This window comes from Gorillibacterium massiliense, assembly GCF_000455485.1.
GTDB lineage: Bacteria > Bacillota > Bacilli > Paenibacillales > NBRC-103111 > Gorillibacterium > Gorillibacterium massiliense.
In genome coordinates, this window is sequence record NZ_CBQR020000036.1 from 52831 (window position 1) to 72545 (window position 19715).

20 protein-coding genes are annotated in these 19715 nt (G+C 45.4%); 13 read left to right on the forward strand and 7 right to left on the reverse strand.

Translation table 11 applies throughout. The annotated features are described in order from the left end of the window. Positions 1-4: 4 nt before the first annotated feature. Positions 5-1594: a multicopper oxidase family protein gene (locus TJ79_RS04035; RefSeq protein ID WP_420319369.1), complete on the reverse strand. Its 1590-nt coding sequence runs from the start codon at positions 1592-1594 to the stop codon at positions 5-7. Positions 1595-1894: 300 nt separating this feature from the next. On the opposite strand from TJ79_RS04035, the gene TJ79_RS04040 reads away from it, so the two are divergent. The 7 genes from TJ79_RS04040 to TJ79_RS04070 all read left to right on the forward strand — a co-directional run bounded on the left by TJ79_RS04040 (position 1895) and on the right by TJ79_RS04070 (position 9219). Then, positions 1895-2152 (forward strand): hypothetical protein, encoded by a 258-nt coding sequence (locus tag TJ79_RS04040; protein ID WP_040948998.1) that lies wholly within the window; start codon positions 1895-1897, stop codon positions 2150-2152. Between the two features lie 77 nt (positions 2153-2229). After that, entirely contained in the window at positions 2230-2937 is a 708-nt protein-coding gene (locus TJ79_RS04045; RefSeq protein WP_040948999.1) for a response regulator transcription factor, read from the forward strand. Continuing rightward, the gene (locus TJ79_RS04050) at positions 2930-4330 is read left to right on the forward strand and encodes a sensor histidine kinase (protein WP_052339240.1); all 1401 of its coding nucleotides are present in this window, start codon (positions 2930-2932) and stop codon (positions 4328-4330) included. Before TJ79_RS04045 ends, TJ79_RS04050 begins: the two co-directional genes overlap by 8 nt. Next, entirely contained in the window at positions 4327-4545 is a 219-nt protein-coding gene (locus tag TJ79_RS04055; protein ID WP_040949000.1) for an SHOCT domain-containing protein, read from the forward strand. The genes TJ79_RS04050 and TJ79_RS04055 overlap by 4 nt, the downstream gene beginning before the upstream one ends. Before the next feature lie 521 nt (positions 4546-5066). Then, the gene (locus tag TJ79_RS04060) at positions 5067-6893 is read left to right on the forward strand and encodes a glycoside hydrolase family 2 protein (RefSeq protein ID WP_040949001.1); all 1827 of its coding nucleotides are present in this window, start codon (positions 5067-5069) and stop codon (positions 6891-6893) included. Beyond that, a complete protein-coding gene (locus tag TJ79_RS04065) occupies positions 6880-8196 on the forward strand; it encodes an MFS transporter (RefSeq protein ID WP_040949002.1) in 1317 nt (438 codons plus the stop codon). Before TJ79_RS04060 ends, TJ79_RS04065 begins: the two co-directional genes overlap by 14 nt. A 6-nt stretch (positions 8197-8202) precedes the next feature. Beyond that, positions 8203-9219, forward strand: a complete 1017-nt coding sequence (locus TJ79_RS04070) for a DUF2804 domain-containing protein (protein WP_040949003.1) — start codon at positions 8203-8205, stop codon at positions 9217-9219. A 174-nt stretch (positions 9220-9393) separates the two neighbouring features. Here TJ79_RS04070 and hisC read toward each other — a convergent pair whose 3' ends face one another. From hisC to TJ79_RS04090, 4 genes are all read right to left on the reverse strand, one after another. Continuing rightward, the gene (hisC, locus tag TJ79_RS04075) at positions 9394-10467 is read right to left on the reverse strand and encodes a histidinol-phosphate transaminase (RefSeq protein ID WP_040949004.1); all 1074 of its coding nucleotides are present in this window, start codon (positions 10465-10467) and stop codon (positions 9394-9396) included. Between the two features lie 243 nt (positions 10468-10710). Then, positions 10711-11136 (reverse strand): arsenate reductase (thioredoxin), encoded by a 426-nt coding sequence (gene arsC, locus TJ79_RS04080; RefSeq protein WP_040949005.1) that lies wholly within the window; start codon positions 11134-11136, stop codon positions 10711-10713. Between the two features lie 31 nt (positions 11137-11167). Then, the gene (locus TJ79_RS04085) at positions 11168-12460 is read right to left on the reverse strand and encodes an arsenic transporter (protein ID WP_040949006.1); all 1293 of its coding nucleotides are present in this window, start codon (positions 12458-12460) and stop codon (positions 11168-11170) included. A 12-nt stretch (positions 12461-12472) separates the two neighbouring features. Further along, positions 12473-12769 carry an ArsR/SmtB family transcription factor gene (locus tag TJ79_RS04090; RefSeq protein WP_040949088.1) on the reverse strand — a complete coding sequence of 99 codons (297 nt, stop codon included), beginning with the start codon at positions 12767-12769 and terminating at the stop codon, positions 12473-12475. Between the two features lie 280 nt (positions 12770-13049). Between TJ79_RS04090 and TJ79_RS04095 the strand changes: the two genes are divergently transcribed. Both TJ79_RS04095 and TJ79_RS04100 read left to right on the forward strand, forming a co-directional pair. Continuing rightward, positions 13050-13400, forward strand: a complete 351-nt coding sequence (locus tag TJ79_RS04095; protein ID WP_052339242.1) for an ArsR/SmtB family transcription factor — start codon at positions 13050-13052, stop codon at positions 13398-13400. Between the two features lie 73 nt (positions 13401-13473). Beyond that, positions 13474-14271 (forward strand): arsenite methyltransferase, encoded by a 798-nt coding sequence (locus TJ79_RS04100; protein ID WP_040949007.1) that lies wholly within the window; start codon positions 13474-13476, stop codon positions 14269-14271. A gap of 109 nt (positions 14272-14380) precedes the next feature. Here TJ79_RS04100 and TJ79_RS04105 read toward each other — a convergent pair whose 3' ends face one another. Next, positions 14381-14935, reverse strand: coding sequence for a hypothetical protein (locus TJ79_RS04105; protein ID WP_040949008.1), 555 nt, complete (start codon positions 14933-14935; stop codon positions 14381-14383). 168 nt (positions 14936-15103) lie between these two features. Next, on the reverse strand, positions 15104-15499 hold the full coding sequence (locus TJ79_RS04110; protein ID WP_081756701.1) for a chromate transporter: 396 nt from the start codon (positions 15497-15499) through the stop codon (positions 15104-15106). Here TJ79_RS04110 and TJ79_RS04115 point away from each other — a divergent pair. From TJ79_RS04115 to TJ79_RS04130, 4 genes are all read left to right on the forward strand, one after another. Beyond that, positions 15426-16022, forward strand: a complete 597-nt coding sequence (locus tag TJ79_RS04115; protein WP_081756688.1) for an MFS transporter — start codon at positions 15426-15428, stop codon at positions 16020-16022. The genes TJ79_RS04110 and TJ79_RS04115 overlap by 74 nt on opposite strands. 84 nt (positions 16023-16106) lie before the next feature. Further along, a complete protein-coding gene (locus TJ79_RS04120; protein ID WP_040949010.1) occupies positions 16107-16469 on the forward strand; it encodes a hypothetical protein in 363 nt (120 codons plus the stop codon). A 9-nt stretch (positions 16470-16478) separates the two neighbouring features. Next, positions 16479-17129, forward strand: coding sequence for a response regulator (locus TJ79_RS04125; protein ID WP_040949011.1), 651 nt, complete (start codon positions 16479-16481; stop codon positions 17127-17129). Positions 17130-17474: 345 nt separating this feature from the next. Next, complete coding sequence (locus tag TJ79_RS04130) at positions 17475-19700, forward strand: MMPL family transporter (protein WP_052339245.1); 2226 nt, start codon at positions 17475-17477, stop codon at positions 19698-19700. Positions 19701-19715 lie beyond the last annotated feature (15 nt).

Consider the following 19715-nt stretch of genomic DNA (forward strand, 5'->3'; position numbering starts at 1 on the left):
TTGCTTATTCGGGCTTATTGCCCGCGCTGGGATCTGCAGTAAAATTTGATTGGTAATCCGAGTACTTTAGCTCCGTTACCATGCCTGCGGAAGCATGATGAAGTTCGTGACAGTGGAACATCCAGTTGCCTGGATTATCCGCTTTGAATGCGACGATATATTCTTCTCCCGGTTTGATATTCAGAGTGTCTTTCATTACGGGTGAACCCGTGAACGATTTTCCGTTCTTGCTGAGTACTTGGAAAAAGTGACCGTGTAAATGCATAGGGTGATCCACATCAGGCGATTTATTTTTCAAACGAACTTTAACCGTATCGCCTTTTTTAACATGTAACGGGTCCGTTTCAGGGGAAGATTTACCGTTGATGGTGTATAAAGTCGCATCATTTTTAGTAGTTGTATTTAACTCCATCGTATATTCATGGTCAAATTTCTGGTTAAGATTGAAGGTGTTTTGGCCGGTTTGACCGTATATCGCTAGGTCTACAACAGGGAGCTCTTCCATTGCATTTGAAATGTCAGCAGATGCTGAAGAACCCTCATAAGCAATAACTGCTCGCATGCCAGATGCAAATGGAGAGGCGCTGTGATCTTCGATAAGCCACTGTCCGGGATTGTTTGCTGTAAATTCAAGATCGTAACGCTCACCCGGCCCAATGCTCACGATGCTATCCTTCAGAATTCCTGGATTGTTTATGGGTTGCCCATCCGTTGCGACAACTTTGAATTCGTGGCCATGGAGGTGGATTCGATGGGGGAGATAGCCGGCATTGATAAGCCGCAGCCGAACTTTATCTCCTTCCTTAACGGTAAGCGGCTCAATTAACGAACCGGACTTTCCATTAATGGTGAAGACGTCATACATGTTCATATCATGCTCCATTGGAGCATTTGAATGATTAGATGCGGATGAATCCATGTTCATTTGACTGTGGTCCATTCCGGACATATCGCTAGACATATCCATACCCGACATTCCCGTTCCATTGCTTACCCACTCGTCCAATACCAATGTATAATCACGGTCGACCTTATCATCATTTGGGCCTTCAACAACTAAAGTACCATACAGGCCCCGATCAACTTGATTGACGCTATCTTGGTGGGAATGATACCAATAGGTGCCAGGAACAGTAGCTTTGAATTCATACGTATACGTTTCTCCCGGTTTTACTGCATTCTGTGTTACGCCGGGAATGCCATCCATGTTGTTCGGTACAGGATACCCATGCCAATGAATCGAAACTGGCACCGGCAGTTCATTTTTAAGATTGACTTTAACCGTATCGCCTTGCTTAACGCGGATTTGCGGCCCGGGAACCATATTATTAAAGGTCCAGACGGGAGTCGTTACGCCCGGCGCTATTTCTTGATTGCTTGCCATGGCTGTCAAATTAATTTCTCTGCCAGAGAGTATGGTCGGTATAACCGTTGATCTAACGGGAATTTCGGAATCCTTGGTTTTATTCGACTGCATAGACGAATGGTCCATTTGAGAATGATCCATTTCTGTGGAGGAACGATTGCATCCTGCCAATACGACTGACAATACACCGACAGCCAGTAAACACTTCATTTTCATGCTTAGTTTCATAAAACATTCTTACCTCCATCCCATATTGATGTTCAATACGAGATTGTATAAGATAATTGTGTATATTTTATGTGGAATTCATACTAAAAAATAATAATTATCATTTTGTGCAGGTGCTCGTTATTTTACTCTATAATACACATAGGTCTGTAACATCTCGCAGATAATGGAAGAAAAAAGAAACGAAGGAGCTCTGGTCAAGAAACGATGAGTGTTATTGTCTTCATAACTTCTTCATAAGAAGCAAACAAGTTCTTAATTTCCTCCGTTTATAGTGGAATCATAAGGAGGTAAGAAGAGATGAAGAAAAAATTATGGATTGGCATCACAGCATTGGTTTTGGTTATGGGGATTGGCACAAGCGCGGTATTTGCTGCTGCAACTGACACCGATCCGAACAACGCTAAAGGTTTTTTTGAACAAATGTTGCCTTTCGCGAGACAAATGCACCCCAATTTGACGGATAAGCAAATCCAAAATATGTATAATCGCTGCCAGGGTTCAAAGGTCGCAGGCGTGCGGCAAATGATGAATTTTTCTGACACACAAACCCAATAAGTTCTGTTCACCTCATCATCGAGAGGCCTCACTCCAGGTGAGGTCTCTCATGTTATAGGCGGGAAAGGACGGGGAATATGGAAACTGTTAAAATTCTGGTTGTGGATGACGAGGAATCCATTATCCAAGTGATCAAAGCTTATCTTGAAAAGAACAATTATATCGTGTATGAAGCGGATACGGGAAAGGGCGCCCTGCATTTATTCGAGAGTTTAAACCCTGATCTAATCATACTGGACTTGATGCTGCCCGATATTTCGGGTGAACAAATATGCCGAATGATCCGAAAAACCTCATCTGTCCCAATTCTCATGTTAACGGCCAAAAGCACCGAAGACGATATGGTAAACGGTCTGTTAATTGGTGCGGATGATTATATAACTAAACCTTTTAGTCCCCGTGAGTTGCTTGCACGGGTAATCAGTTTATTAAGAAGAACGAGAACCTCTCCGGCAGCCACAGAAGAAAATACAATCTCTTTCGGTGGAGTGCATTTAGTTATCGATCCAGATCAGCATGAAGTTAAGGTCCAAGGAATCCCAATTTCCCTGACTCCTATCGAGTTTAAGCTTCTGGAAGTTCTGGCGAGGCATCCGAGAAGGTCTTTTACTCGATTTGAGCTGGTGAATTTGATCCAAGGCGATACATTTGAAGGTCTCGAACGGACAATTGATGTGCATATCAAAAACATCCGGCAAAAAATCGGGGATGACCCTAAGCAGCCCACGTTTATCGCTACGGTATTTGGAGTCGGGTATAAATTTCTGGTGAATCCCGATGAGTAAAAGAGATCTCCGAAAAAAGCTGCTATTTTCCCATGTCGGCGTGGCTATTAGTTCCCTTTTGACGATCATTCTTTTGGTCAATTTGGTTATGAGCTATTCATTTGGAAGGTATGAAGAGAATCAGCGGCAGGCGGAAGTGAATTCGCTATTGCAAAACATGGAAACATCGTTTGATCCGTCAACGGGTCAATGGTCAGCCGGAGCCTTAATGGCTCTATCCCATCAAGCTATTCTCCGCAATTACAGCGTACGAGTTTTCGATAAAGATCATAACCTGATTTGGGATACCGATCAGATGAGTATGCCCATGCATGGGAGTCTTTCCACCTCTACGGAGTATGCGTCTGTACAGGATGGGCAAACCATTACAAAAGCTATCGTAAAGGATGGAGAACAGATTGGTACTCTTGAGATATTGGGAATTGAACGATCCCTGCAAAGCCTAAATCAACCTTTTCTGAAGCAATTTAATACCTTTTTATGGCTCGCGCTGCTCGCCGTTATTGCCGGAGTTTATTTCTTCAGTGTCTTTGTTGCAAACAGTATTAGCCGGCCTTTAATAAAAATAAAGCAGATCGCCACAAGGATGAAAGAAGGGGATTTATCCTCCCGTGTTGAGATTTCCGGTCAAGCGACAGAAGTCGAGGAACTGGGGTTGGCATTAAATCACCTGGCGGACACCTTGGAACAACAGGATAAACTGAGAAAAATGCTGACAGCCGACGTTGCCCATGAGCTACGCACGCCGCTGACCACCATCCAAAGTCATCTGGAAGCCTTTCAAGATGGAATCTGGGAAGCGTCTCCAGATAAACTGCAAATTTGCCACGACCAAGTCATGCGTCTAGTTCAACTGATCAATGATTTGGAGAACTTGGCAGCTGTAGAGAATCCCATGCTGCAGCTTCGAAAAGAAAACCTTTGCCTTAATGAGGTTGTTCATCAAGCTTTGAACACCATCTCTGGACCATTTGCTTATAAAGATATTCAGGTCGTTGTAAAAGAAGATGAGAAGGTGTACATGAATGGTGATTATGCTCGTTTGGTGCAGGTTTTTTCCAATCTTTTTAGCAACGCTTATAAATATACGAATTCCGGGAGTATTCTTGTTACCCTTACCGACAAAGGAACGGAAGATCAAGTCACCATTACGGATACCGGAATGGGAATTGCCGCGGAAGAACTACCTTTCATTTTTGAAAGGTTCTATCGCGGTGAGAAGTCACGAAACCGCAAAACGGGTGGTGCCGGAATCGGTCTTGCCATCGTTAAAGCTATCGTTGAAGCACATGAAGGACTAATTTTCGTCGAGAGCACAGTTCATCAAGGCACAAAAGTAACGGTTCGTTTTCCAAGGGTTGGAGCGAACTTAGAAAGGAATGAGCTTTTATGATGATGGGATATGGCTTTGGTATGGGGATTTTCGGTTTTATTATAAATTTCGCGGTTATTATTGGAGTTGTATATTTGGTAATCCGTTTCGTAAAAAGCGAGGGAAATGGGCGGGGAGCTGAAAAACGTGCCGAAGAGATTCTGGCTGAACGTTTTGCAAGAGGGGAAATAACCGAAGATGAATACAAGCAAATGAAAAAAGCACTACGTAACTAAAATGGTTAATAGGGAACAAAAGTTAACGAAACAAGGAGCAGCTGCCTCGGCAGCAACTCCTTGTTTTCAATAAAAACCAATGTACAGGTTAGTTGAAATAAATAGTTGTTGAAGATAGCTCACTTACGAATGGAACCAACCCGATATTGAATGATTACTTCTCATACCACAATGTGTATGTATCTAAAGGATAGAAACCAATATTGTAATAAAATTGTTGGGAAGAAATTACATAAGCTGTTTTTGCTCCAAGTTTTCCACAGCGTAGTTATCAGGATTACTTTATAGTAAAAGAAAGTTTATAAACAAGGATAGCCTACGTCATGCTATATGGGCTGTAGTTAATGCTATACTCAAAGATATATGGGGTGAGGGCACGACAACCTCTGCCTCAGACAGGGCATGGGATCAGAATTTCATGACTGATTGGAGGATTTCGCTGATAAGGAGACTTCACCATATCGATCTGCAGATGAACTGTTTCGTTTTACCTTAGGTTATGGAAGAGCAGGAGGCTGATCATGAATACGGAAGAAGACTACGGTTGGACCATGGCAAAGGGCGGGTTGGCAACAAGATGGGCCAAAGAGGTGAATCCGCAAAATGTGCTTCCTGAGTACCCGCGGCCGCAGATGGTTCGGGAAAAATGGATGAATTTGAACGGGGTATGGGATTATGCGATACGCCCGAAGAATGCAGATGAACCCCGGGACTATGACGGGAAGATTCTTGTTCCTTTTCCCGTTGAGTCTGCGCTGTCAGGTGTATGCAAGCCGTTGCTTCCCGATGAACGTTTGTGGTACCGGAGATCGTTTACCATTCCGGATCTATGGAAGGGACAAAAGCTTTTGCTGCATTTCGGCGCTGTGGATTGGAAAGCGGAAGTATGGATCAATAAGCGGAAAGCGGGGGAGCACACGGGAGGCTATAATCCTTTTTCCTTAGATATTACCGAATTTCGGATGGACGGCGATAATGAAATCTTGGTCGCCGTATGGGATCCCACGGATACCTTTGGCCAAGAGCGGGGCAAACAGACGCTTCATCCGAAGGGTATATTCTATACGGCAGTTTCCGGGATCTGGCAAACGGTATGGATAGAGCCTGTCCCCCATTCTTACATCGCATCAATCCGATTGACCCCAGACATAGAAGCCGGAGAACTGTCCATCGATATAAAAAGGTCGACTCCGGAAGATATCAAGGAAATCCGCTACGAGGCGACCGCTCACGAAAATGGGGAGACGGTTGCGATAGGCTGCAGCCGCGCAGGAGAGGCAATGAAGCTTACTTTTTCCCAAGTGAAGCTTTGGAGTCCGGATACGCCCTTTCTCTACGATCTCACCCTTCATATAGTGGAGGACGGAGAGACGGTGGACACCGTAACCAGCTATTTCGGCATGCGGGCATTCTCGGTAGAACGGGACCGGGATGGCGTGAAAAGGCTTTTTTTGAATCATGAGCCTCTTTTTCAACATGGCGTGCTGGATCAGGGATATTGGCCGGATGGGCTGTACACAGCTCCAACAGATGCGGCTCTTGAATATGATGTGGCCATGACGAAGAAGCTTGGTTTTAATATGACCCGGAAGCACATTAAGGTGGAGCCTGCGCGGTGGTATTACCATTGCGACCGGCTGGGGCTAATCGTTTGGCAGGATATGGTGAACGGCGGCGGGGGGTGGAACAACTTGCATCACTTCATCCTCCCGAATTTTGTAAGCGCAATCAAAGTGAAGGACAACAACTATAAGGCTCTTGGACGGGATGACGCTACCAATCGGGAGAGGTACCGCAAGGAATTGAAAGAAATGGTGGATGCCCTGTATAATGTTCCGAGCATCGGCATGTGGGTGCCTTTCAATGAGGCCTGGGGCCAGTTTGACGCCGCCGATACGGCGAAATGGTTAAGGGCGTACGATCCAACACGGCCCGTGGATCACGCCAGCGGGTGGCACGACCAAAGAGTCGGAGAGATCAAGAGTGTCCATCGCTATATCCGTAAATTGAAGCTGCCCGATCATATCCTGGACCGCGCTGTCGTGATTTCGGAATACGGAGGGTACAGCTTAGCGGAGAAGGGGCATATGTGGAGGGAAAACAAGGGATTCGGCTATAAAAAATATGGTTCGAGGGAAGCTCTGAATGCAGCCTATACGGCATTAATACAAGAGCAACTGCAATCGCTGCTGCCCAAGGGAGTCGCTGCTGCGGTTTATACCCAGCTAACCGACGTCGAAAACGAATTAAACGGCATTCTCACCTATGACCGGGAAGTCGTAAAGCTTGAACCGGAGCAAGTGAGGGAGATACACCAGCGATTGATAAAGGGAGATGATCAACATTAGCCAAAGGATATCGGCAAAAAACTGGGCTTTGATCTGGATTCTTGGGATGGCGGGGCAAATTTGCTGGAATATCGAAAACTCTTGGTTCAACACCTTCGTTTATGACAAAATTGCAAAAGACCCGGCTATCATCTCCTGGATGGTGGGAGTTAGCGCTATTGTATCGACATTCGCAACCTTCGTCATCGGAACCTGGGGGGACCGGGCGGGAAAGCGGAAGCCGTTTATCGTTGTCGGCTATATTTGCTGGGGGCTCTTTACAATGGTCTTCGGAGCGACGGAATTTATTCCTACCAATCCGTTGATTGTCGCTGCGGTAGTGATCGTTGCTGCCGATGCGATCATGAGCTTTTTTGGTTCCACCGGCTATGATGCCGGGTTTAATCCGTGGACAACGGACATCTCCAATGAACATAACCGCGGAAAACTGGGCGGTGCCTTTGCCGCCATGCCGGTGCTGGCTACGATCTTCGGCGCTGTCGTTTCCGGCATGATCGTGGATGCCATCGTTTTCTTTCCGTTTTTCATGTTGATGGGCGGAATTGTTTCGGTGACGGGAGTGTTCACCCTGATTGCCTTGAAGGATGATCCCGGACTGAAGGCAAGAAAAAACGCCGGAGGCTATTGGCGTCAATTCGCGGAAGTATTTCACATCCGGACGGTCATGGCAAATAAAGAGCTGTTCTGGGTGTTTGTCATCAATTGCGTGTATTTTACTGCCTTCAATGTCTATTTTCCCTACATCACCATCTACCTCAACAACTATCTGAGCATGAGCTATACGCTCTCGGGCACCTTGCAGGGAATAGGCTTGCTAGCTGCCATTTTCATGACGATTCCGGTATCCAGATACATAAACAAGGGGAAAATGGTGCCTGTTATTTTTCTAGCAGTGGTAGCTAATTTCGCGGGACTGCTTTTGATTTCTCTGTTTTCGCATATTGCTGTTCTGCTTATTGGGATATTCGGAGCCGGAATCGGTTACGTGTTGATGGTCCAGACGATCACGGCTTGGGTCAAAAACCTGTATCCAGAGGAGATGAGGGGGCAGTTCGAAGGGATCAAAATGATCTTTGCCGTTTGCATCCCCATGGTGGTCGGTCCGGCTATTTCCAGCTTCGTCATTCATCATTATGGGGTCCATATGGAAATCAACGGCGTCGCCGGTATGGTCCCGACAGAGTCGTTGTTTATCGTCTCCGCACTGATCACCCTTTTCACCTTGCTTCCGCTTCTTCCGGCGGACAAACATGTCAAACAGCGTTTACGGACGAATGTAAAAAAATCACAGTTGGAGGTATAACCATTAATGCAAAATCGTATCAGTCAGGCCAGCGATCTGTTGGGGAAGGACGGCTCCTTACTCCAAAGGGGATTCTCAACTGAAGCCGTAATGACCTACAACCGTGAAGCGATCAAAGCACCGCCATGGCGGATTAAAGAATGGGATTTCTATCAGGTATCGAACGATGATTACTGCCTGCAGCTGACCATCGGGCATGTTTCCTATGCAGGTAACGTCTCCGTCAAATTATTCGAATTCGCTACAGGTAAGCACTATGAAGTGACGAAAATGCTGGTTCTTCCCTTTAACCGTCTTCGTATGCCTCTTTCGGCGGAGCACGGCGATTTAATTTACAGGGGAAAGGGCATCTCCATGGAGTTTCGGTTGTCAGACGGAGAACGCAGGTTGATCTGCAAAGCAAGCCAAGGTAATGGACTTGTCATTGATGTGGATATCGTCTTATCTCAACCAGATAAAACATCGATGGTCATCGCCACGCCTTTCGACGAGGAACCGGCCATGTTTTACTATAATCACAAAATAAACTGTATGCCGGCTAATGGTACCGTGCAGGTCGGCAATAAAACGTACCGTTTTGAGCCGGAAAGCTCCTTCGGCTTGCTCGATTGGGGCAGGGGAGTATGGCCATTTCATCATGAATGGTTTTGGGGAAACGGAAGCTGCTATGTCAACGGCAAGCCTTTTGGTTTCAACATCGGTTTCGGGTTCGGCAACCTTTCCGCAGCGACAGAGAATATGCTGTTCTATGACGGCACGGCTCATAAATTGGGTCAAGTTCACTTCGATCTTGCATCCGGAGGCTATATGTCGAAAAAGCGGGTTACCAGCGATGACGGGAGATTCGAGATGGAATTCACTCCGATCTACGATCAAATAACATCCACCAAGCTTTTGTTTGTGAACAATGGCTGTCACCAAGTATTCGGCAAATTCAACGGGACTGCCGTTCTGGATGACGGCGCAATCCTGGAAATCAAGGATATGGTCGCTTTTATGGAACATGCCATCAACAACTGGTGACGCCTCAAAGAACGAACAAATATGGTCGGAACGCGACTGGGCGAATGCGCATTTTTACGAAATGGATTCTGGTAAAAATCTGACGCAACGAAAAAGGCTCTCTCCCTATCCGCAGGACAAGAGCCAGTTTACATTGTAGAACAAGTATACACGGTGTGACACGAAGCCAAATAATTAGGATGTACTAGTTGTTGAAAGGATTTCATGAATCTGATTTATAAAGATGTCCATCTCATCATCTGTGCCGATACTGACTCTTAAATAGTTATCGATTTTAGGCTTTTCGAAATAGCGAACAATAATGCCTCTGCTTTTCAGCTCGTTGAATATCCTTTTTGCTTCTATTCGGGGATGACTCATAAAAATAAAGTTTGCGTTTGAATCAACTACATAGAAACCCATGTTTTTCAGTCGTTTGGATATCTTATCACGGGTTTGGATTATTTTTTCTGCATTCCTTAAGCAATGTTCATTATCTATCAACGATTGTTCAGCGCCAGCTAATGCTATCCTATCGATAGTATATGAATTGAATGAATTCTTGACCTTATTTAATCCTTCGATCAAATCAGCATGCCCAAAAGCAAGACCAATCCGGAGTCCGGCCAAGGAACGGAATTTGGAGAACGTTTGAATGATAAGCAGGTTGCCATATTTTTTTATCAATTCAATTGCTGTTTTTCCGCCAAAATCGATATAAGCTTCATCGATAATCACAATATTCGACGGATTGTTTTTTACGATCTTTTCAATCTCCTCGATAGAGAGTAATTTTCCTGTAGGTGCATTAGGATTGGCTAAAACAATTCCTTGGTTGAGCCCTAAAAAACAATTAATTTCGAAATCAAAATTATCAGTTAAAGGAATCTTGTTGCATTTCAGATTAAACAATTTTGCATATACTTCGTAGAAACTATATGTAATTTCGGGGAATGCGATAACGTCATTTGGATCAAAAAAGGCTTTGAAACAAAAGGCCAATATTTCATCTGAGCCATTCCCAACAAATATATGATCGCAAGGAATACCGTATAAGTTGCTTGCGGCTGCTCTAACCTTGTTGCAATCCGGATCAGGGTATAATCGCAAATCCCCGGATATTGCCTCATGCATAGCCGATAGCACTTTTTGTGATGGAGGGTATGGATTTTCATTTGTATTCAGTTTAATGAGATTCTTATTCTGAGGTTGCTCACCGGGGGTATAAGGCACAATTTCTCTAATAGCCCGACTCCAATATATACTCATACATCAACATCCTTTTTAATCAATAGTTACGCTTTATTTCGTTACCACACTAAAGTATATTACCATAATATCCTACTCCTAAAGTAAAAAGTCAAGACACATTTTCACTAAGTCTTTTATGTAAAAAAACTGCATGTGGAAATGGGGAGGCCATCTTTTTAGGACGGTTTATCGACTTAGGCGGTCGGGGTGGAATAAACAAAGAAGTACCTTCGTTTACAACGCTGGAACTTCTTTGTTGTTCTATTGCCCTTGTTGAACAAATAATTCAATACGGGAACTAATTGCATCACGAACGTCTCGGAATTGATTCATGACCTCATCTTCGGTGCCGGTTGCCTTCGCCGGATCATCGAAACCCCAGTGCCATTTGATCACATTCGGATTCGTGATAACTGGGCAATGCTCATCGGCATGACCGCATAGCGTTATGACATAGGTTGCTTGGTTTAAGATAATCGGATCAATGACATCCGAAGTGTTGCCACTGATATCGATGCCGGCTTCTCTCATAACTAGCACAGCACGAGGGTTCAATCCATGCGCTTCAAGACCCGCACTTTTTACTTCATATTTTTCACCACCAATAGCTCTCAGGAAGCCATCGGCAATTTGGCTACGGCATGAGTTTCCCGTACACAGGAAATAGACAAGCGGTTTGTTGCTCATTTTTTCATTCCCCTTTTACGTATTTTTGTAGTTAGCCTACAACCTTCAACCATAAGTACAAGCCACATAATGTTATGAGTAACACCGGAACCGTTAAGGTGATTCCAGTTTTGAAATACATTCTCCATGAGATTTTGACACCCTTGCTGGACAATACGTGAAGCCAGAGCAAAGTAGCGAGCGAGCCGATTGGTGTAATCTTAGGCCCTAGATCAGAACCGATTACGTTTGCGAAGATGAATGCTTCCCGTAAGATACCTGTTGGATTCGTTCCATCGATGGCTAGCGCATTGATCATGACTGTGGGCATGTTATTCATAATAGAGGATAGGATCGCTGCGATAAAACCGGAGCCGATCGTCGCGACAAACAAACCTTGATCGCCTACCCACTTAAAAACTTCGCCGAGTTCATCCGTCAGCCCTACGTTTCTCAACCCATAAACGACGACGTACATGCCAATTGAAAAAATGACGACAGCCCAAGGTGCACCTTTGACGAGCTTCCAGGTATAAATGCTGTGACTCTTTCTCGCCAATAACAGGAAGATGATGGCCACGGAGCCGGCGATAAGGGACACGGGAATTTGTATGAATTCACTGATTAAATAGGCGATGAGGAGCACGGCCAAGATAATCCAAGATATTTTAAACAAGCGCATATCTTTGATGGCATCGATCGGTCTCTTTAATTGAGACAAGTCATATTGCTTCGGTATGCTCCGTCGGTAAAATAGGTACAGGACTAGCAAGCTAGCCGCAACCGAAAAGAGAGTCGGGACAATCATTCGGCTCGCATACTCGACGAAACCGACGCCGAAGAAATCGGACGATACGATATTCACCAGGTTGCTTACAACAAGCGGCAGCGATGCGGTATCGGAGATAAAACCACTCGCCATGATAAACGGGAGGATCATCCGTTCATCAAATTTTAGAGCCCGTACCATGGCCAAAACGATCGGCGTCAATATTAGCGCAGCTCCATCATTCGCGAAAAAGAAAGCGACTACAGCGCCGAGCAAGACGACAAAGACGAACATGAGAATACCGTTCCCACGGGCAAAACGAGCCATATGAAGGGCTGCCCATTCAAAGAAACCAATCTCATCCAGGATAAGGGAGATTAAAATAACGGCAACGAATGCGAGCGTAGCATTCCAGACAATCTGTGTTACGTCCCTGACGTCTTGGAAAGTGACAACTCCGCAGATCAGGGCGATAATGGCACCTCCGCAAGCAGACCATCCGATGTTCAAGCCTTTTGGTTGCCAGATTACAAAAATCAAAGTGACGAGGAAGATAATAGAAGCAGTTGCGAGCATAGGACCTCCAGATTAACAGCAGCTATTGGGTTTATGAGCATTGATTTTATCTCGCATAGAGGGGAGTTGATTAAGGATTTCGGTTAAGTACAATTTGTCGGCCACATTCAGCGAGTAATAGATCCATTGACTGCGGCGAGTCTCGTTGACGATACCACCCATTTTCAGCTTTTTTAAATGTTGACTGATATTGGGTTGGGACGTCTCAAGGATGTCCACAATATCGCATACGCACATTTCCTTTTCCTTCAGCAGGGCGATGATTGTTAATCGGGTTTTATCCGAGAGTAATCTTAAGGTTTCCGCCATCGCATCGATGGTTGCTTCGACTGTACTCACTCGTATCACTCCTTTCCACATTGATACCCTTATGTGGGCTTGATTATATAATCAAACAATTATATTATCAAGTGCTTATATAGTTGGAATGTTAAAATCAACTTTTTTTGATTAAGTCTTGAATTTACCAGTTTACCGTGATACGATTTGTTCATCAAAAAATGTTGATGAATGGAGGGGGCCGATCTCCAGCAGTCCACCCCCCCATTGTGGCTTGTTGCCCAACCTGCTGCTAAGAGGAGATATGAGCATGATAAAAGAACTTTCTATCCTTACTCAAACAGAAGACCAAGTGGATTTTGCGGGTTATGAAGCCAAATTCAAAGCATTAGCGGATCAAAAACGGTTGCAAATCATGTATGAGCTCACTCAAAGGGGGAGCGTATGTGTATGCGACTTGGTGAATATTGTAGATATGCCTCAGTCAAAATTGTCCTACCACTTAAAGATTTTGCTCGATGCAGGATTAATATCTAGGGAAACGAAAGGGACTTGGAGCTATTACGAGTTGAACCATTCTGAAGTGAATCGGCTGCTTTCCCCGGAGTTGTGCTGCATCTTTCGTAAGAATGATGATAGGCCAAGCGGATGTTGTTCATAAACCCCGTTTCGTGGGTTTTTGTATATCTTATTAATCAAAAATATTTGATATAGCAGAAGGGAAGAGATAATCTATGAGTCAAGTACAAAACGATGAAGTACGTCAGCATGTTCGTAATCGCTACAAGCAAATTGCGGTCGAAAGCGGTAATGCAAGTTGTTGTACGCCAAGCACAGTGGACACTAGCTGCTGCGGTAACCCTGATGATGTTTCGTCGAAATTGGGATATTCGAACGATGAGCTGGCGGCGGTTCCAAAAGGGGCTAATCTCGGATTGGGTTGCGGAAATCCACAAGCAATCGCATCGCTGAAACCTGGGGAAATCGTTCTTGATTTGGGAAGCGGAGCCGGCTTCGATTGTTTTCTGGCATCCAAGCAAGTAGGGGATTCGGGCAGGGTCTACGGGGTAGATATGACCCCAGAAATGGTAAGCCGTGCTCGTCATAATGCATTAAATAACGGGTACGAGAATGTTGAATTCAGACTTGGTGAAATTGAACACCTGCCTTTATCGAATAACTCGGTTGATGTCATCATTTCCAACTGCGTCATTAACCTGTCGCCTGATAAAAAGCAAGTTTTCCATGAAGCTTTCCGTGTGTTGAAACCGGGCGGCCGCCTAGCTATTTCCGATGTTGTTACAACCACGGAGCTTCCAGAGGAGATAAAGGGCGATCCTGATTCATTGGCCAGTTGTATATCAGGTGCTTCAACTGTTAGTGAAGTTACGGAAATGCTTAAGCAAAGCGGCTTTACGGATATCGTAGTCAAGGCTAAAGATGCTTCACGTGCTTTTATCAAGGATTGGGTACCCGGAAGCAATATGGAGGATTATATTCAATCTGCGATCATCAAAGCAATAAAACCTTGAAGATATGAACAAAAATAGCCGACTTGCTTCTCACGAGTTGAGAAACGAGTCGGCTTTTTTATTGCTACAAATAAACACTTTGATTGGACATTTTAGGCAATAGATTGTCTTAAAAGGATGCGACATCGGGGTCAGCAGTATGAAATTGTTTTGGGAATAAGAAGCCTTGGGTGTAAGGAGAATATTGACCTTTTAAGCGAAAAGCTTTTTCAATTTCTTCAGCAGCACGACGGGAATCTTCTACGGTACGCTTGCCAGTCACAATATCGTCCATCAGGTTTAAAGCCATAAAATTCGCCGCTTCTTGGTCACATTTTGCCGAAGCCTCTCCAGCTGTACGGTCTGGATATAAACTGCCATCAAACCGTGCTAAGTCATCAAAATATTGAACAGGGACTCTATAATCAATGGTTTGTTCTAAATAATCAAGATGCGGAGTCGGAGAGTTATGAAGGACTGTATGCTGATGAACAATCGTTCGCTTCCAAGGTCCATTATTAAACCAAGTAATTTTTGTCAAGCTTGCATCATTTGGTAAACCATATTTATTGATTAACAAAAAAACTGTTTTCTTTGGCTCGCCAGTCCATCTCTCCAAAATTTGACTTAATGTCGGAGGAATACTGGGGTGTTGGCGGTAATAACCGCTAAATCCATAATCCATTAAAACACCTCCTGACATATTCTATAATGGATAATTGTCCATAGTTACAGTGAGCTGTTTGGAAAATGAAGGGTTGATCATAATCTAATGTTGGCGTTTTCTGGACAATAATTCATATCATCCATCAGCGCCTCGAAGAACAGTTCCTTTTATATATCCATAACGATATTAGGAAAAAACAGAGATCAAGGCACCACCGATTGCGGAGATTAATACAATTACCCAAGGAGGAAGTTTCCATAACATAAGTAAACCAAACGCAGCGATAGCAAGACAAAAGTCGTAAGGCGTATGAATTGCCTTTATCCAAACTGGGTTAAACAGGGCAGCGAGCAAAATGCCAACAACGGCGGCGTTAATCCCTTTTAAGATCGACTGAAAATTTGGGCGACGGCGAACGGCATCCCAAAACGGTAATGCGCCTATCACCAACAGAAAGGAGGGAAGAAACATCGCGATTAGGGCGACTATTGCTCCGATCCATCCGTCGATGGAACCTCCAATGGGCGCCAAGGAACGCATGGCCGTATGGAAAGAACGGCGTACCGCTCTGATCGGTATCATCGTACTTGGAATGGTTTTTGCGGAAGGTTCGGCAAATGACTGGTTGCCACTTGTTATGGTGGACGGCTACAAAGTTACGCCTGCTGAGGGTTCATTCGCTTTTGGACTGTTTGTAGCCGCGATGACGATTTGCCGTGCAGCGGGTGGAGTGTTGCTTGACCGGTTTGGCAGAGTTATCGTTCTCCGAGCATCCGCGTTCTTTGCAATAACAGGACTGCTTATTGTTATTTTGGGTCAGAGTTACGCAGTAGCAATTGTCGGAGTTGTGCTTTGGGGATTTGGCGCAGCATGCGGCTTTCCGGTGGGGCTATCTGCTGCGGGAGACGATCCGCGCGGAGTAGTGGCAAGAGTAGGCGCAGTATCGACCCTCGGTTATCTCGCATTTCTTGTCGGACCGCCCGTGTTAGGGATTATTGGTCAATCTGTCGGCCTGTTGCGCGCCTTAATTGTTGTGCTTATAGCGGTAACCTTTGCCGGCTTACTGTCTCAAGCAGCAAAGCCCATTGGAAGTGCAGACAAGTAAGTCAAGGGATCGGGACATGTTACCGGACGGAAGGCACCATACTTTCATCCCAGATTATTTTCTTCGACATATGCAGAACGTGAAATGACAAATAATGTTGAAGCCGTAATATTGGCGCGCAAATCCTATTGCAAAATCGTCCTGAAGTGGAACGAACAGCACAAACACCCTCAAGAAGCTCCAAACAGCTTAACCGTGATGCTGGTAGGATCGCTTTTGGGGTTGTTTTTGTTCTCTGTACGATTGCCACCAACATTGACTGACGCCAATACCAAAGAGTATTCTGACATCAGAAGAAGTGCGATTATGGAGCGTGCGGTGGAACGGACAGTAGCCAATCTCTATTTTCAGGAGGAGCTGTTCACAGGCGACAGAGGTACCTTATATTTGCGTCTGGAACGAAGCAGTGGGCTGTTCAAAAGCCATATCTTCACGCACAGTAGATGAAGGAGATTAATGATGATAAACGTTTTGATTGTAGATGATCATTTTGTGGTACGTGAAGGGCTCAAGATGATCTTGGAGACCAGTGACTGTTTTTATGTCGTCGGCGAAGCGATCAACGGGGAGGAGGCCATTAGGCAGATTGAGAAACTGCAGCCGGATGTAGTGCTAATGGATCTCAACATGCCGGTCATGAGCGGACTGGAAACGATGAAGGTGATTAAAAACAGAAACTGGAGCGTCCCGGTCATTATTTTGACAACCTACAATGAAGACGATTTGGTAATCAGTGGTCTTGCGCTCGGAGCCAAAGGGTATTTGCTAAAAGATACGAGCCGGGACAATCTGTTTCGAAATATTGAAGCGGCGGTGCGAGGGGAGACATTGCTCTCGGCGGACATGATGCAGCGGGTCATCTCCGTGAAAGAATTGCCAGATGAGGAGCAGCCACCCAAGGCGTATGCGGGGTTGCTGTCTGACAAAGAACAAAGGATTCTGCAATATGTCGCGCAAGGCTTTAAAAGCAAGGAAATCGCCTTCGATCTAGGCATCGCCGAACGGACTGTAAAAGCCCATCTGACCAGCATATACAACAAACTGGGCGTCGATTCTAGACCGCAGGCAGTGGCTTTAGCGCTCGAGAAGGGTTTAATTAAAATGTAATATTGTATTTCAGCTTATCCGGCATCCGCCGTTTTTTTATTCATCTAGTTACAGATGACATTTTGGTTCCGATCATCTATAAAGGCGATTGGAAATGGTTGGCTAGAAGTAAGATTGTTGAATAAAGGTTGAGCAGACTGAAATCTGCTCAACCTTTTTTAGTGGTCAATAGATTTGACGGGAGTGGCTAACATAATCTTTCATTTGTTGGTTGGTATTTTATAGGGTAAAACGGGCTGCCCGAAAGGGCAGAAAGCAGTCGCCCCTTTGGACGATGGCGGAGATTATATCAGAAAGTAAGATAAGTCCATATAGAAAAACAATTATACAGAGGAGAGATACTATATGGCCAAGATGTTATACCGGATCGGTTTGTCGGCTGCGAAGAACCGACTAAAGTTTTTGTTTGGAGGTCTGTTGCTGCTGATAGTAGCTGCCAGTGTTGCAATGTCGCTGGGAGTTAACTTCGGTGGAGAAACATCTATCCCAGGTCTGGAATCACAAAAAACGCTTGAAGTCATGTACAAGGAATTTCCAAACATGCACGATGACAGTGGAAAGATTCAACTCGTGCTAAAGGCGCCGGCAAACGAGACGTTGTCTTCCGATGCTTCCAAACAACTCGTCAGCAGCAAATTGGAGGAGATCTCCAAAGATCCGCAGGTTAGCAGTGTTGTCAGCCCAACCGACGGTCAAACGATGAACGCGGACGGTACCATCGGCTACGCAACGATCACCTATAAAACGCCAGGCGATGCAGTAACAGGAAGCTCTAAAGACCGTGTATTGAATGCTGCAAAATCACTGCGGGATGTCGGTTGGGAAGCGGAGCTAAGCGGTACAGGGTATGTGAAAATGGAAACGGGTAGCCCGGCGGAAGGTGTTGGCGTCATTTTTGCCCTGGTGATTCTGTCCATTGCGCTGGGTTCGTTACTCACAGGCATTCTGCCGATCCTGACTGCAGGTATTGGGCTTGGCTTCGGCATAATGCTGATTATTATAGGCTCGAACATTACGACCGTCCCCTCATTTGCCTTATCCCTGTCGGGCATGCTCGGACTTGCCGTCGGCATCGACTATGCCCTGTTTATTATCTCAAGGTACCGCCAGCAGCTCAGTGAGGGATACGAACGTAGAGAAGCGATTGCCATCGCTAACGGTACGGCAGGAAGCTCGGTCGTATTCGCAGGGGTAACGGTTATTATCGCCTTGGTCGGGTTTTCATTCGTCGGCGTTCCTTTCTTGACAATTATGGGCCTCTCCGGAGCACTTTGCGTATTCGCTGGCATTCTGGCTGCAATCTTCCTTGTTCCTGCGTTCCTTGAATTGATGGGAGACAGGATTAAGGCTTCCAACAAAAAAGCAAAAAGTAGAACCAGTCAGAAAAACGGAAATTTGTGGGGCCGTATGATCACCCGCCGTCCATTGATCGCTACAGTGCTTGGTGTGGCTCTACTTGGAACGATTGCAGCGCCTTTCTTCAATATGCAGACCGGCAATCCGGATGACGGCCAAAAATCGACGACGAAGACCGAACGTCGCGCCTACGATCTGTTAACCGAAGCTTACGGTAAAGGCTACCACAGTCCGCTGGTTATTCTTGCCAAAACTGACGGTAGCGCAGATAGTGAAGCCCATCTGAATAAATCCGTTGAAACGCTTAAGACTTATCCGAATGTGGCTACCGTTACACCACCGGTTCCCGGACCTTCTGGAATGTTGTACTTAATCACCGTAATTCCCACGACCGGACCACATGATTCCGAAACAACCGATCTAGTTCAACTAATCCGCAACAATACATCTGAAATTCTGAAGCAAGACAAGGTTGAGCTGATGATCACAGGTACAAGCGCTGTCAATATTGACATCACCGAAAAGCTTAATCACGCGTTGCCGAAATTTTGTCTCATTATCGTCGGTCTGGCGTTTGTGCTTCTTATGGTCGTGTTCCGCTCGCTCCTTGTGCCGGTAAAGGCTGTGCTTGGGTTCATTCTTTCGCTGGGTGCTACACTCGGATTTGTCACTTATGTTGTTCAAGAAGGGCATTTCCAGAGTCTATTCGGATTCCATTCGGCCACAAGCGTGTTTAACTTCCTGCCGATTCTACTGGTCGGCGTGTTGTTCGGTCTGGCAATGGACTATGAAGTATTCCTGGTCAGCCGTATGCGTGAAGAATTCAAAAAAACCGGAGATGCGAAACAATCGGTACTGGCTGGAGTTCAACACAGTGGCGGGGTCGTTACCGCAGCTGGATTAATTATGATTTCAGTCTTCACCGGATTTATGTTGGCTGATGAACCGACCGTGAAGGTGATGGGCTTCGGCCTTGCTTTTGGTATTCTGTTCGACGCATTCGTCGTACGCATGATCATTGTTCCAGGAATCATGACGTTGCTGGGCAAGGCCGCCTGGTACTTACCGAAATGGCTTGACCGCATGTTGCCTAATCTGGATGTAGAGGGCGAAGAAGTGATGAGAATCGTTGAAGAGAAAAGAGAACAATTGCTCAATAGCTATACGGGCAACGAAGCGCTGCGTAAAGTGGGAACTGTCAAATCAGCCACTTAGCAATCAGATCAAATG